The sequence below is a fragment of the Methylobacterium sp. E-045 genome (assembly GCF_022829685.1).
Lineage (GTDB): Bacteria > Pseudomonadota > Alphaproteobacteria > Rhizobiales > Beijerinckiaceae > Methylobacterium.
Map to the genome: position 1 here is coordinate 175,548 of NZ_JAKSYE010000085.1, position 13,466 is coordinate 189,013.

Annotated in this window: 13 protein-coding genes and 1 riboswitch; of the genes, 4 read left to right on the plus strand and 9 right to left on the minus strand. The window is 68.9% G+C overall.

Annotated elements, in window-relative coordinates; all coding sequences use genetic code 11:
• Positions 1–20: 20 nt before the first annotated feature.
• The 3 genes from MKK51_RS14450 to MKK51_RS14460 form a co-directional block, all read right to left on the minus strand.
• Complete coding sequence (locus MKK51_RS14450) at positions 21–1,541, minus strand: malonate--CoA ligase (RefSeq protein ID WP_243978135.1); 1,521 nt, start codon at positions 1,539–1,541, stop codon at positions 21–23.
• 54 nt (positions 1,542–1,595) lie between these two features.
• Entirely contained in the window at positions 1,596–3,002 is a 1,407-nt protein-coding gene (locus tag MKK51_RS14455) for a malonyl-CoA decarboxylase (RefSeq protein ID WP_243978137.1), read from the minus strand.
• 223 nt (positions 3,003–3,225) lie between these two features.
• A complete protein-coding gene (locus MKK51_RS14460; protein ID WP_243978138.1) occupies positions 3,226–3,420 on the minus strand; it encodes a hypothetical protein in 195 nt (64 codons plus the stop codon).
• A 386-nt stretch (positions 3,421–3,806) separates the two neighbouring features.
• On the opposite strand from MKK51_RS14460, the gene MKK51_RS14465 reads away from it, so the two are divergent.
• Positions 3,807–4,994, plus strand: a complete 1,188-nt coding sequence (locus MKK51_RS14465; protein ID WP_243978140.1) for an MFS transporter — start codon at positions 3,807–3,809, stop codon at positions 4,992–4,994.
• Here the strand turns inward: MKK51_RS14465 and cobD are convergent, their stop codons facing one another.
• On the minus strand, positions 4,995–6,014 hold the full coding sequence (gene cobD / locus MKK51_RS14470; RefSeq protein ID WP_243978141.1) for a threonine-phosphate decarboxylase CobD: 1,020 nt from the start codon (positions 6,012–6,014) through the stop codon (positions 4,995–4,997).
• Positions 6,015–6,058: 44 nt separating this feature from the next.
• Here cobD and cbiB point away from each other — a divergent pair, with 44 nt between their 5' ends.
• Positions 6,059–7,060, plus strand: coding sequence for an adenosylcobinamide-phosphate synthase CbiB (gene cbiB, locus MKK51_RS14475; protein ID WP_243978158.1), 1,002 nt, complete (start codon positions 6,059–6,061; stop codon positions 7,058–7,060).
• 34 nt (positions 7,061–7,094) lie between these two features.
• Complete coding sequence (locus MKK51_RS14480) at positions 7,095–8,162, plus strand: DUF3616 domain-containing protein (RefSeq protein ID WP_243978160.1); 1,068 nt, start codon at positions 7,095–7,097, stop codon at positions 8,160–8,162.
• A gap of 4 nt (positions 8,163–8,166) precedes the next feature.
• On the opposite strand, the gene MKK51_RS14485 is transcribed toward MKK51_RS14480, so the two are convergent.
• The 5 genes from MKK51_RS14485 to cobU all read right to left on the minus strand — a co-directional run bounded on the left by MKK51_RS14485 (position 8,167) and on the right by cobU (position 12,954).
• Positions 8,167–9,510: an MFS transporter gene (locus MKK51_RS14485; RefSeq protein WP_243978162.1), complete on the minus strand. Its 1,344-nt coding sequence runs from the start codon at positions 9,508–9,510 to the stop codon at positions 8,167–8,169.
• Between the two features lie 67 nt (positions 9,511–9,577).
• Positions 9,578–11,038, minus strand: coding sequence for a cobyric acid synthase (locus MKK51_RS14490; RefSeq protein WP_243978164.1), 1,461 nt, complete (start codon positions 11,036–11,038; stop codon positions 9,578–9,580).
• Positions 11,039–11,096: 58 nt separating this feature from the next.
• Positions 11,097–11,765: a hypothetical protein gene (locus MKK51_RS14495; RefSeq protein WP_243978166.1), complete on the minus strand. Its 669-nt coding sequence runs from the start codon at positions 11,763–11,765 to the stop codon at positions 11,097–11,099.
• A 38-nt stretch (positions 11,766–11,803) separates the two neighbouring features.
• Positions 11,804–12,424, minus strand: a complete 621-nt coding sequence (gene cobO, locus MKK51_RS14500) for a cob(I)yrinic acid a,c-diamide adenosyltransferase (protein ID WP_279601136.1) — start codon at positions 12,422–12,424, stop codon at positions 11,804–11,806.
• Entirely contained in the window at positions 12,421–12,954 is a 534-nt protein-coding gene (gene cobU, locus MKK51_RS14505; RefSeq protein WP_243978174.1) for a bifunctional adenosylcobinamide kinase/adenosylcobinamide-phosphate guanylyltransferase, read from the minus strand. The genes cobO and cobU overlap by 4 nt, the downstream gene beginning before the upstream one ends.
• An 85-nt stretch (positions 12,955–13,039) precedes the next feature.
• Positions 13,040–13,234: riboswitch (cobalamin riboswitch) on the plus strand.
• Positions 13,235–13,287: 53 nt separating this feature from the next.
• On the opposite strand from cobU, the gene MKK51_RS14510 reads away from it, so the two are divergent.
• Complete coding sequence (locus MKK51_RS14510; protein WP_243978182.1) at positions 13,288–13,464, plus strand: CbtB-domain containing protein; 177 nt, start codon at positions 13,288–13,290, stop codon at positions 13,462–13,464.
• Positions 13,465–13,466 lie beyond the last annotated feature (2 nt).

Sequence of the window (13,466 nt, forward strand, 5' to 3'; positions counted from 1 at the left end):
GCGTTCCGTCGCCCCGGCCGTCAGGCCCGATAGAGCCCGGCATGTTCCTCGCGCAGGAGGTTCTTCTGCACCTTGCCCATGGCGTTGCGCGGCAACTCGTCGGCGAAGAGGATGCGCTTGGGGCATTTGAATCGGGCGAGCCGCCCCTCGAGGATGCTCAGAATCTCCCGCTCCCCCGGCGCATCCGGGCGGGCGACGACGATGGCCGTGACGCCCTCGCCGAAATCGGGATGGGCGAGACCGATCACGGCGGATTCGATCACGCCCGGCAGCACGTCGATCTCGTTCTCCACTTCCTTCGGGTAGACGTTGTAGCCGCCGGTGATGATGAGGTCCTTGCCGCGCCCGACGATATGGACGTAGCCGCGCTCGTCGACCTTGCCGAGATCGCCGGTGATGAAGAAGCCGTCCGCCTTGAACTCGGCCGCCGTCTTCTCGGGCATGCGCCAATAGCCCTGGAACACGTTCGGCCCCTTCACCTCGATCATCCCCACCGCATCGGCGGACAGCGCCCGGCCGGTCTCGGGATCGACCACCCTGAGCGACACGCCCGGAAGCGGTAGGCCCACCGTGCCGGCGATGCGCTCGCCGTCATAGGGGTTCGAAGTGTTCATGTTGGTCTCGGTCATGCCGTAGCGTTCGAGGATGGCGTGGCCGGTGCGGGCCTGCCACTCCCGGTGCGTCTCAGCGAGGAGCGGCGCCGAGCCGGAGACGAACAGGCGGATCGCTGCCACCGCCTCCGGGTTCAGACCGGGCTCCCTCAGAAGCCGGGTATAGAAGGTCGGCACGCCCATCATCGCCGTGGCCCGCGCCAGGAGCGGAAGCACCTGCTTCGGGTCGAATTTCGGCAGGAAGATCGCGGTGGCGCCGGCGAGCAGTACGATGTTGGTGGCCACGAACAGCCCGTGGGTGTGGAACACCGGCAAAGCGTGGATCAGCACGTCGTCGGCCGTGAAACGCCAGGCCTTCACCAACGTCAGGGCGTTGGAGGCGAGGTTGTCGTGGCTGAGCATGGCGCCCTTGGAGCGCCCGGTGGTGCCGGAGGTGTAGAGGATCGCCGCGAGATCGTCGGGGCCGCGCTCGACATCGGCGAAGTCGGTGCAGGCTGCGTCTGCCGCTTCCGCCATGCTGCCGCGCCCCGCCCCATCGAGGGTGCGCAGAGCCGGCACTTTCGCCTCGGCGGCGACCGCCTCAAGCGCGGCGTGCCGGGCGGGATCGCAGACGAACAGGGTCGGCTCGGCATCCGATAGGAAATACGCGATCTCGGGGGCCGTGTAGGCAGTGTTGAGCGGCAGGAAGACGGCGCCGGCGCGAACGGCGCCGAGATAGAGGAACACGACCTCGGCGCTCTTCTCGACCTGGACGGCCACGCGGTCGCCCGTCTTCACCCCGAGGGCCGTGAGGGCGGAGGCATAGGCGGCCGAGCGGTCGAGCATCTCGGCATAGGTGATCCGCGCGCCGTCGCCGGTCTCGAGGAAGGTCCGGGCGGCGGGATCGGCAGGCAGGCTCGCCCGGATGAGGTCGAAGAGATGGTTACGCATGACGTCGTCCAACCGTGATCGAACGGACAGCCGTGGCCGGACGACGCCCCGAAATCAAGCCTCTGCCAGGGCGACGGCGCGAATCGGCGGCAGGTTGGACCTCAGTTCGCGGCTCACGGTGCTCGACGCCGCCACGGTGCCGAGATTGGCATAGGTCTCGTGATTCTTTTCGATGGCCGAGAGATCGTAAAGGTAATTGACCATCAACCCACGCGACTGGGCGAGCCCCTTGGGCGAGACATCGCCCAGGAAATTCAGTCGCTCCAGGCGCGCGCCGTTGCCGAGATGGAAGCGGGCCACGGGGTCGAGGGGCTTGCCGCGCTCGTTCTTGGCCCGCAGGAAATAGGCGGCCGCCGCCGGGATCATGGCTTTCTTCACCGCATCGGACTTGGCCTTGTCGGCGTGCCAGCCCGGCTCGTCGATGGCCCGCAGAGCCTCGATATCGTCACGGGTCAGCCCCTGGGGCGAATCGGAGCGGCGCTCACGGTCGAGCCAGGCGGAGAAGCCGGGCACCGGCGAGAGCGTGACGAAGGTCTTGAGGCTCGGGATCTCGCGGGCGAGATCCTCCACCACCTGCTTGATCAGGAAATTGCCGAACGTGACGCCGGCAAGGCCCTTCTGGCAGTTCGAGATCGAGTAGAAAATCGCGGTTGTGGCGGCCCGGGTGGGCAGGGGCTCGCGCCCATGCGCAAGGATCGGCGCGATGGCCGGCGCGATGCCGCCCGTGAGCGCCACCTCGACGAAGATCAGCGGCTCGTCCTGCAAGGCCGGATGGAAGAAGGCGAAGCAGCGCCGGTCGGTGGGTTCGATGCGTCGGCGCAGTTCGTCCCAGCCCGCGATCTCGTGCACCGCCTCGTAGCGGATGATCTTCTCGAGGATATGGGCCGGGGTGGTCCAGTCGATGTGGCGCAGCACCAGGAATCCCCGGTTGAACCACGACGCGAACAGATGTTCGAAATCGCTGTCGAGGCTGTCGACGGCATCGATGAGGTCGGGGTCGGCCTCGTTCCCGCGTAGATCCTTGCGCAGGACGAAGAGGTCCTCCCGCATCCGCACCAAAGCGAGGGTGCCGTTGCGGGCGAGGTTGAGCCGGCGGATGAGCTCCTGACTGCGTGGCTCGGCCGCCTCGTGCAGCACGCCGAGGGCGGCGCGGGTCGGATCCCGGCGGTAGGCGGCGATGGCATCGTCCACCACCTCGTGATCGGCACCGAAGACGGTGGCGATCCCCTGCAGGAAGACGAGCCGTTCGGCCCGCGCGAGGCTGGCGTAGCGCTCCAGGATCAGGCGGGCGAGGGCTACACCCGACGCCTCGCCGCGCCGGGAGATCAGATCCTCGCAGAGCTTGATGAGTTCCTGGGCGTTGGCTTTGGAGGCGAGGTCGCCGCGGCCGATTCCGATGAGATCGCGACCACGGTCGCTGATGGTCTGAAGCAGGTCGCCGAAAAACGAGATCGCCGCCATGGCTCGCCGCCTGCTCCTTGACCCTGCCGCAGGTTCCGCGAGATGCCGATCCTGCGGAACGCAACGCCTGCGCGTCGCAGTCTATGTCGCGGTGCGACCGAGGGCCAGGGCCTTGACCGCGGGACCATGCCGCAGTCGATGCCGGACAGGTGAATGGGGCGACGAATAGAAACCGTGTTTCCCGACGTCCGGCATCCGCTGACGGGAGTGATACCCTGATGTATCAGCCTTGAGCGGCCTCGATGGCGACACGATCGGCCCGCTCGCGCCAGTCCTCGACACCGTGCTGGCGCGCGAAACGAAGTTCCGCCGCGCGTTGAGCCCGGCCAGGGTCACGCGCCCGTGAAATCTCGACGCATCCAACCGTGAACGGCACGCCGAGAATTTGCTTGGCGAAGCTGACTCGGTAATTCGGCATTGCAAACTCCGTTGTCGATACGCGGTGTTGCCCCCGGGACTTGAAGACCGACTCGTCTCGACAGTCCAGAGTGTGGCAGAACGACTTGGCTCCTGCCAAGTGGGACTTCGTCACGGAGACGTGCCAAGGACGTGCCAAGTCTTTATCCCATAACGGTTCGTATATGGGGATCGCCGCATCCGATGGAAGGCTGTGGCCGAACACGGCCCGCCCTCGGACGTGGGACCATTTCGCGCGCCCGCGGGTTGCTCCCGCACGCCGCCGCCCCTAACCGGAAGCGCGTCCATTCCGCCGCCCACGGACCCGCCCCATCGGATGAGGAACAGATCATTGCTTTTTCATCGGCTCGGCGCGACGGGCGGCACCCTTCCGGTACGAGCGTGACCATGCAACCCGATACCGGTTCCGGCCACGGTTTCACCGCCAGGGCGCGCTTCGGCCTGACCCTGATCGCCGGCGGCGCCGTCGCAAACATCTATTATAACCAGCCCCTCCTCGCGGTTCTGGTGAGCGAGTTCGGCGAGCGCGCCGCGCTCCTCGTTCCCACCGCATGTCTGGTGGGCTACGGCCTGGGCATTCTCGGCCTCGTGCCCCTCGGAGATGCGTGGCCGAGACGGACGCTCATCGTGGGGCAACTGCTCGGCCTGAGCGTCGCGCTCCTCGGCGCAGCCCTGGCGCCGAGCCTCGCCTTCCTGACGATCGCCTGCCTCCTCATCGGGTTCCTCTCCTCGGCCGCACAGCAGGCGGTCCCCTTCGCCGCCGAACTCGCGCCGGACGAGAGCCGCGGCCGGATGGTCGGGCAGGTGATGACGGGGCTGCTCGCCGGCATCCTCCTCGCCCGGACGGTGAGCGGCTTCGTGGGCGCGCATTTCGGCTGGCGCGCGGTGTTCTTCGCCGCTTCTGTCGTGGCCCTGGTCATCGCGGCCGTGGCGGCCGCGACCCTGCCGAAGACGAGGCAGACCAAGCCGTTGCGCTACCGCGCGCTGATGCTGTCGATCCTGCACCTCGTGAAGACGCAGCCGATCCTGCGCAACGCCAGCCTTTCGCAGGGCCTGCTGTTCGCGAGCTTCAACGCGTTCTGGGCGACGCTGGCGCTTCTGGTCGAGGCCCCGCCCTTTGATCTCACCGCCGCCGGCGCCGGCCTGTTCGGGGTGATCGGGGTCTGCGGCGCCTTCGTCGCCCCCCTCTCGGGGCGCTACACCGACCGGAAGGGCGCCCGGCCGGTGGTCGTCACGGGGGGCACCCTCGTCCTCGCCTCGTTCCTCGTGCTGTGGCTCGGGGGCGAGGTCTCGCTGGTGGCGGTGGCCATCGGCGTCCTCCTCATCGATATCGGCCTCAACGGCGCGCTCATCGCCAACCAGACCCGGGCCTACGCCCTCGTTCCCGGCGCCAGGGGCCGGGTCAACACCGTGCTGTTCACGGTGATGTTCGTGTTCGGGGCGCTCGGGGCCTTCGCCGGCTCGCAGGCTTTCCTGATGGCAGGGTGGCCCGGCGTCTGTGCGGTCGGCGCCCTGCTCTCGGGCGGGGGCCTCCTCGTGGCGATCTTCGACCGGTCGCGGACGAAGTCCGCCTGATCAGACGGGTTTGAGGACGCGGGACAGGCGGCACCATTCGCCCTTGTCGGCCGGCAAGCCGAAGCGCAGCCAGTGCGGGATGGCCTCGAACCGGCGGACATAGATCCCGGCCTCGCCGAGGCGGCGGAACAGGTCCGGCGCGTCATCGAACGCGGCCGTGCGGAACAGGCAGGTGCCGCCGACAACGCGCCCTCCCCGGCAGGCCAGCAGCCGATCGAGGCGCAGCGCATCGGCGTGGCGGGCAAGCGCCGCCTCACGGAGCCAGGGCGTATCGGCCAGGGCCGAGCGGCCAAGGGCGAGCGCCGGCCCCGGCACCGCCCAAGGCCCCAGCGCCTGCGCGATCCGCCGGGCGAGCGCCGGTTCGGTGAGGGCGAAGCCGAGGCGGATTCCGGCGAGGCCATAGGTCTTTCCGAAAGAACGCAGCACGATCAGACCCCGCTCCACGCGCGGCGCGAGGGATTCGACCGATTCCAGGTCGATGAAGGCCTCGTCCACGACGAGCCAGCCTCCGCGCCGGGCGAGCCGTCCCGCGAGGTCGAGGAGCGCGGAGGCCTCCCAGGTCCGGCCATCGGGATTGTTCGGGTTGACCACTACGACGACGTCCACCTCCCCGGCCTGTGCCGGATCGCCCACCATCGTCACCGCATGGCCGCCCCGAAGCCAGGCCGCCTCGTGCTCGGCATAGGTCGGGCCGATGACGGCCACCCGCGAATGGGGCCTCAGACGAGGGAGCGTCTCGATGAGGATCTGCGTGCCGGGAGCCGCCACCACCTGGTCCGGATCGGCGACGCCATAGGCGCGGGCGGCGGCTGCGAGCAGAGCGTGGAGGTCGGCACGCGAGGGAAGCCGCCGGAACGCGCTGGCTTCCATCGGCGGACAAGGATACGGGACCGGATTGATCCCGGTGGAAAGGTCGATCCAGGGCTGCTCGGAATGCGGGAACAGCACCTGAGCGGCATCGAGATCGCCCCCATGGGCGATGGTCCGACTCCGCTCGCCCGCCTCCTCCGTCCCGCTCATCGCGCTCCCATCACCCTGCCGCACCGAAACCGAATCCCGAACAGATGACCTGGACCGCCCTTGCCCATCCGCCGGATACGCTCGTGGTGCTGGGTCTCGCCCTCGCGATCGAGGCGGCGGCTGGCTATCCGGACCGGCTCTACAGGGCGGTGGGCCATCCTGTCACCTGGATCGGCCGGGTGATCGGCGGGCTCGACCGGACGCTCAATACGGGCAGCGAGGCGAGGCGCCGCGCTGCCGGCATCGTCGGCCTTCTCAGCGTTCTGTCGGTCGTCGGGGCGGTATCGATGGCGGCGACGGCGCTCGCCGCCGCGGCCGGTCATCTGCCTGCCGTGATCTTGCTCGGCCTCGCCTGCGCGAGCCTTCCGGCACAGCGCAGCCTCCACGACCATGTGGCCCGCGTCGCTATGGGCCTGCGTGCCGAGGGGCTGGCGGGCGGGAGACGCGAGGTCTCGATGATCGTCGGGCGCAACCCGGAGAGCCTCGACGAGGCCGGTATCTGCCGCGCCGCCATCGAGAGCCTGTCCGAGAACTTCTCCGACGGCATCGTCGCCCCGGCATTCTGGATCGGGATCGGTGGCCTGCCGGGAGGCGCGCTCTACAAGGCGATCAACACCGCCGACAGCATGATCGGCCACCGCACGCCCCGGCACGAAGCCTATGGCTGGGCTTCGGCGCGCCTCGACGATCTCGTCAACCTTCCGGCCTCGCGGCTCTCGGCGGGGTTGATCGTAGCGGCTTGCCTCCTCCATCCCGGCGCTTCCGCGGCGGGCGCGTTCCGCGCCGTCCGGCGCGACGCCGGCCGGCATCGTTCACCCAATGCCGGCTGGCCCGAGGCGGCGATGGCAGGCGCGCTCGGCCTGAGGCTGGCGGGGCCGCGCATGTACGGCGCCGAGATCGTGGACGATGCCTGGATGGGCGATGGCCGGGCCGAGGCGGGCGCCCAGGATGTCGAGCGGGCGCTGGTCCTGTATCGCATCGCCTGCGCGCTTCTGTTCGGATGTGTCGCGCTCGGCGCCTCTATACTCAAGGTTGTTTTTCTATAATTTCGAATACTGGCATTCTAAGAGGCGGGCTGCGATGATACGGACTGGTCTTCTGGCGATCCTGCTCCTTCACGGAGCCGCCGCGCCCGCCCTCGCGGCGGGAGGGGCAATGCACGACCTCGTGCCCGTCGATCCTCCCTACAGGGTGACGTCCGGCCTCAACGGCAAAGACGGCAAGGCCGCCAAGGACATCAGTGGCATCGCCTGCATGCCGCCGAGAGAGGGCAAGCGCCGCTGTCTGGTGGTCAACGACGAGAATACCGGCGCGCAGTTCATCACCATCGACGGGCACACGATCACGCCCGGCGCCGACATCGACCTCGTCGGCGGGGGACCGAACCCGAACACGCTGGGCACCCCGCCTTCGAAGAACAGCTGCTCGGGCGGCGAGGGCAAGTTCGACGATCTCGACGGCGAGGGCGTCGCCTATGCCGCTCCCTACTTCTACGTGGTCGGCTCGCATGGCTGCTCGCGCGGCAAGGCGAAGTTCAAGCTCTCCACCTTCGTGCTGGCGCGCATCCGGGTCGATGCGAGCGGCGAACCGGTGGGACCGGGAGCAGTGGAGACCACGTACCGCCTCGGTGACGCCCTCGGACTGGCACAGACCGTCAGCGCCTACTACACCCAGGATCTTCAGACCGATGACGGCGACGCGACGCCCAACGGACTGAACATCGAGGGCGTCGCCGTCGACGGGATGCGGCTGTTCGCCGGGCTGCGCGCGCCGTCCCATGACGGCAAGACCTTCGTCGTCGAGGCGGATGTGGGAGCCTTGTTCGCGCAGGGTCACGAGCCGCTCAAGGCGGCCCCACAGGTGATCCCCCTCTCCGTCGGACTTGGTGCCGGCATCCGTGACCTTGCGATCCTGCCGGATGGGCGTCTCCTCGTCCTCACCGGGCCGGCGCAGGGGCAGACCGATGTGCCCTACAGCCTGTTCGCGGCCGGTGCCTCCGTCAACGCGAAACTCGAGCCGATCGGACGTCTCACCGGGGCGCAGAAGGGCGCGAAAGCGGAAGGTGTCGCGGTTCTGGGCGACAAGCGGATCCTCGTCATGTTCGACAGCGTCAAGGATGGCGGGCCGCTCGAATATAGGCTGCCCTGACGGGTCAGGCCGAGCGGGGCGCGGTGGCGGGTGCGGCAATGCTCCGGCGCGCCGCGTCCCGGCGCAGGGCGGACAGCACCACGAACATCAGGCTCGCTCCGCAGGCGAGGCAGGCGGCGAGGAAGAACATCGGTACGAGGTCGCTGCCGGTGCGGTCGCGGATGAAGGGCACGGCGTTCTGCGAAATGAAGCCGCCGAGATTGCCCACCGAGTTGATGGCGGCGATGCCGGCGGCGGCGCTCGCCCCCTTCAGGAAGGTGGCCGGCAGGGACCAGAATACCGGCTGGGCCGAGAACACCCCCGCTGCCGCCACGCAGAGGCAGGCGAATTTGAGCACCGCCCCCGGCAGCACCACGCTGAGCACCAGGGCGAGAGCCGCGACGAGGCCCGGCACCACCACGTGCCAGACCTGATCACCCGAGCGGGCCGCCCGGCGCGGCACCCACCACAGGGCGACGGCCGTGATCAGCCAGGGGATGATGTTGATGAAGCCGTTGACGGTGTTCGACACCTCGAAGCTGCGCACCACGGTGGGAAGCCAATAGCTCAGACCATAGGCCGCAAGCGGGAAGGCGATGTAGACCGAGGCCAGCATCCAGACCCGTCGGTCGAGGAGCGCGGCGAAGGGGTTGCCGTGCTCCACCTGCCCCCCGGTCTCGCGTTCGAAGGCGAGGGTGCGGGCGAGCCAGTCGCGCGCCTCGCGAGACAGCCACGGCGCCTGTTCCGGCCCGTCGGGTAGGATGCGCAGGACCACGACGGCGAGGATCAGCGCCGGAATGCCCGTCGCCACGAAGACCCATTGCCAGCCCTTGAGGCCGAGGAGACCGTCGAGGTCGAGGAGGGCACCGCCGATGGCCGCGCCGACCGCGTTGGCCAGCGCGCTCGCGATCATGAACCAGCCGATCATGCGAGCCCGGTGCGATTGCGGGAACCACAGGGTGAGGGCGAACAGCACGCCGGGGAAGAACCCCGCTTCCGCCACACCGAGGAGGAACCGCAGGATGTAGAACATCGCGGTGTTCTGGGTGAACCCGAGCAGGATCGTGATCACGCCCCAGGTCAGCATGATCCGGGCGAACCAGCGCTTCGCGCCGACGCGCTCCAGGATGACGTTGGCGGGAACCTCGAACAGGAAATAGCCGAGGAAGAACAACGACGCCCCGAGCCCATAGGCGGTCTCGCTCAAGGACAGGTCGCCGACCATCTGGAGCTTGGCGAAGGAGATGTTCTGCCGGTCGATATAGGCGATCAGGTACATCAGCCCGAGGAGCGGCATCAGCCGCAGGGTCACGGTCCTGACCGTCTCGTGCGCGAGGCGCGCATCGACCTGCGGGGGCGGCGGCGTCATCGACGGTTTCCTCGGGGCTCGCCCCTCGAACGGGGGCCTGACGGGCCGAGCCTACGCCGCAAAACCGCTATCGCGCCAGCGCCAGCAGGCGGTCGCAATCGACATGGGCCTCGATGTGTCGCGCCAGTTCGTCGAGGACGCGCTCGACACCGCTCTCGTAGGAATGGCCGTCCGAGGCCGCACCCAGGCGCGCGAGCCAGGCGGCCCGCTGCCGGTCGTCGGAGAAGAGGCCGTGGACGTAAGTGCCGCTGACCCGCCCGTCGCTCGAGACCGCCCCATCCGCCCGACCGTCGGCGAAGCGGAGTAGCGGCGTCGCCGTGTCCGGACCGGCCGTGTCGCCGACATGCATCTCGTAGCCGTTGAACGGCAGGTCGTCGGCGAGCGTCCGGCCTCTTACCGCTTCGAGCCGCTTCAGCGGTGTCATCACCGTCTCCACGTCGAGCAGGCCGAGCCCGGCCACGCTGCGCGGTTCGCCCTCGATCCCGTGCGGATCGCTCAAGGTGCGGCCGAGCATCTGATAGCCGCCGCAGAGGCCGAGCACATGGCCGCCGCGACGGATATGGGCCTGGATGTCCACGTCCCAGCCCTCGCGGCGCAGGGCGTCGAGATCGTCGATCGTGGTCTTCGAGCCCGGCAACAGGACGAGGGCGGCGTCGCCCGGAATCGCCTCGCCGGGCCGGACCAGCACGACCTCCACCTCCGGCTCCGCCCGCAACGGGTCGAGGTCGTCGAAATTGGCGATGCGCGGCAGGACCGGCACCGCGATCCGGATCCGCGTTCGAGCGGAGGAAGCGGAGCCGGCAAGACCGAGCATGTCTTCGGCCGGCAATCGGGCGGCAAGGGGGAAATGTGGCACGAGTCCGAGCGCCGGCCATCCGGTATGCTGCGTCACGATGGCCATGCCGTCAGCGAACAGGCTCGGGTCGCCCCGGAAGCGGTTGACGATGAACCCGGCGATCATCGCCGCATCCGCGGCGTCGATCACAGCCCTGGTGCCGACGAGGCTGGCGATGACGCCGCCCCGGTCGATGTCTCCGAGCAGGATCACGGGCGTGTCGGTGGCCCGTGCGAAGCCCATATTGGCGATGTCGCCCCGGCGCAGGTTGACCTCGGAAGCCGAGCCGGCGCCTTCCACGATCACAAGATCGGCCTGAGCCTTCAGGTGCGAAAAACTCTCCAGCACGGATGCCAGGAGGCGTGGTTTCCACGACTGGTAATCCCTGGCCTTCGCCGTACCGACCATCCGGCCCTGGACTACCACCTGCGAGCCGGTCTCGCTCTGGGGCTTCAGCAGCACCGGGTTCATATGGATGGAAAGCGCCGCGCGGCAGGCCCGCGCCTGCAGCGCCTGGGCTCGGCCGATCTCGCCGCCATCGGCGGTGACGGCAGCGTTGTTCGACATGTTCTGTGGCTTGAACGGCCTCACGGCGAAGCCGCGCCGCGTGAAGGCGCGGCACAGGCCGGCCACGATCAGCGACTTGCCGACATCCGAGCCGGTGCCCTGGATCATGATGGCACGGGCGGTCATGCGATCAGGTCTCGCCGGGTGTGCCGATGGAACATCGGCGAGCCCTAGCACGGTCGCGTCAGGGCCGCGACGGCGGGGCCGCGCCGCAGGCGGGGTCGGCAGGCCGCGCAGCCCGATAAAAATCGAGGATGGCAGAGCCGTAGGTTTCCACCACCTCCGAGAACGGCACTCGCTCCGCCGTGAACAGGACGGCGCGATGGCTGAACAGGCGATCGGGAATCGCGAGATCGCCGCAAACGGATGCGGCCGGAGGGGCCTGGTCCCAACCGGGCGGCAGGGGCTGCCAGAGACGGTCTGCCCCGAGGGTCTGGCGGGTGGTGCCCAGCGCCTGGACCGCCCTGCCGAACGGTGTGTCCGTGGTCTCGAGCAGGCGGTTCATCTCCGGCGTCAGCCGCTCGGGCACGTACCAATTGTCGGCTTCCGAGAGGACGTGGTCGCCACAGGCGAGCCGCACCCGGCGATATTTCAGCGGCGTCTCCGGCCCGGCTTGGAGCCGCTGGCGTGTCTCCTGGGACGCTGGCTTCTCCACCCCCCTCAGCAGCGTCGCCGTGAGTCGCGGGACCTCCGCCATGCCGTGCTCGGAACACCAGCCCTCCAGCGTCGCCGTAGCGCTTCGGCTCGCCAGGAGCCGCGCGTTCAGCCCCTCCATCACCGCCAGCGCCTCGACGCGGCCGAGATAGGTGTCCGGCCAGGACGTCACGGGTTGGGCGGAGGCTGCCGTCGCCATTATGGCAAGAAGACCGAACGAAAAGTGGGCAGTCCGCATCAGAACTCTATTCCCTCCTGCGCCTTCACGCCGGCCGAGAAATGGTGCTTCACGCTGCCCATCTCCGTGACGAGGTCGGCTGCCGCGATGAGGGCCGGCTTGGCGTTGCGGCCGGTGACGATGACGTGGAGATCGGGCCGGCGTGCGCGGAAGGCCGCCACCACGGCGTCCACGGGCAGGTAATCGTAGCGCAGGGCGATGTTGAGCTCGTCGAGGAGGACGAGGCGGATGGTCGGGTCGGCCATCAGTTCCTCGGCCTTGGCCCAGGCGTGCTCGGCGGCGGCGATGTCGCGGGCCTTGTCCTGCGTCTCCCAGGTGAAGCCCTCGCCGAGCGTATGCCACTCGATCCGGTCGCCGAAGGCCTTCAGCGCGTGCTTCTCGCCCGTGTCCCAGGCGCCCTTGATGAACTGGACCACGCCGACCCGCCAGCCATGGCCGAGCGCCCGCAGGGCGAGGCCGAGACCGGCCGTGGTCTTGCCCTTGCCGGGGCCGGTATTGACGATGAGAAGCCCCTTCTCGATCGTCTTGCCCGCCACCTCGGCGTCCTGGACGGCCTTGCGCCTCTCCATCTTCTCGCGGTGCCGGTCGGCCTCCGGATCGCTGATGTCTGGGTCGCTCATGCGGCTGCTCCGGATTGGGGTTTCACGATCATCGGCAGTCCCGCCACCATGAAGACCACATGCTCGGCCCGCGCGGCGAGGCGCTGGTGCAGGCGACCCGCCGAATCGCGGAAGCGGCGGGCGAGCGCGTTGTCCGGCACGATACCGAGCCCAACCTCGTTGCCCACCAGCACTACCGGCCCCGGCACACGGTCGCAGGCCTCGATCAGGGCGACGGTCGCGGCCTCGATATCGGCCTCGGACAGGATCAGGTTGGTGAGCCACAGGGTGAGGCAATCGACCAGGACAGGCCCGTCCGAGGCGGCGACGGCCTCGGGGAGATCGATCGGGACGTCCCGCGTGGTCCATCCGGCCGAACGGCGCGTCCGGTGGAGGGCGATGCGCTCGCGCATCTCGTCGTCCCAGGCCTGCGCTGTAGCGAGGTAGAGCCAGGGCGCCGGGCAGGATTCGATCAGGCGCTCCGCGTGCAGGCTCTTGCCCGAGCGCGCGCCGCCGAGGACCAGGGTCAAGCGTGGGGAAGGCTGCCGCATGTCTCCCTTTAGCGCGAAAACGCCCTGCCCCGTCAAAGGCGGTAAAACGCTGCGGCAGCGCGTTGTCAGCGCTCCCGCGAGCGCGTAGAAGCGAGGTTCGGACGGTGCCCCGGCGACGGGGTGAAAAGGGAATGCGGTGAGGGCTGGCACCTGAAACCGCGGCTGCCCCCGCAACTGTGAGCGGAGACGGGCCTGCCATCGGCCACTGGAGCAATCCGGGAAGGCGGCAGGACCGGACGACCCGCGAGCCAGGAGACCTGCCTTCCGAAGGGGACATCGTCCTCCCGCTCGATCCTCGAACGCCGCCGGCGGGGCGGCTGGAGACTTGATATCATGACGACCAACACGCTCGTCCTCACCGGCACCCGCAGCAACGAGCGTCTCGGCGCCGTGCTCATGGCCGCCTTCCTCGGCCTCGGCCTCGTGTTCATGGTGGGCTTCGCCCCGGCAATGGCGCTGCACAACGCGGCTCACGACTTCCGGCACGCCCAGAATTTCCCCTGCCACTGACC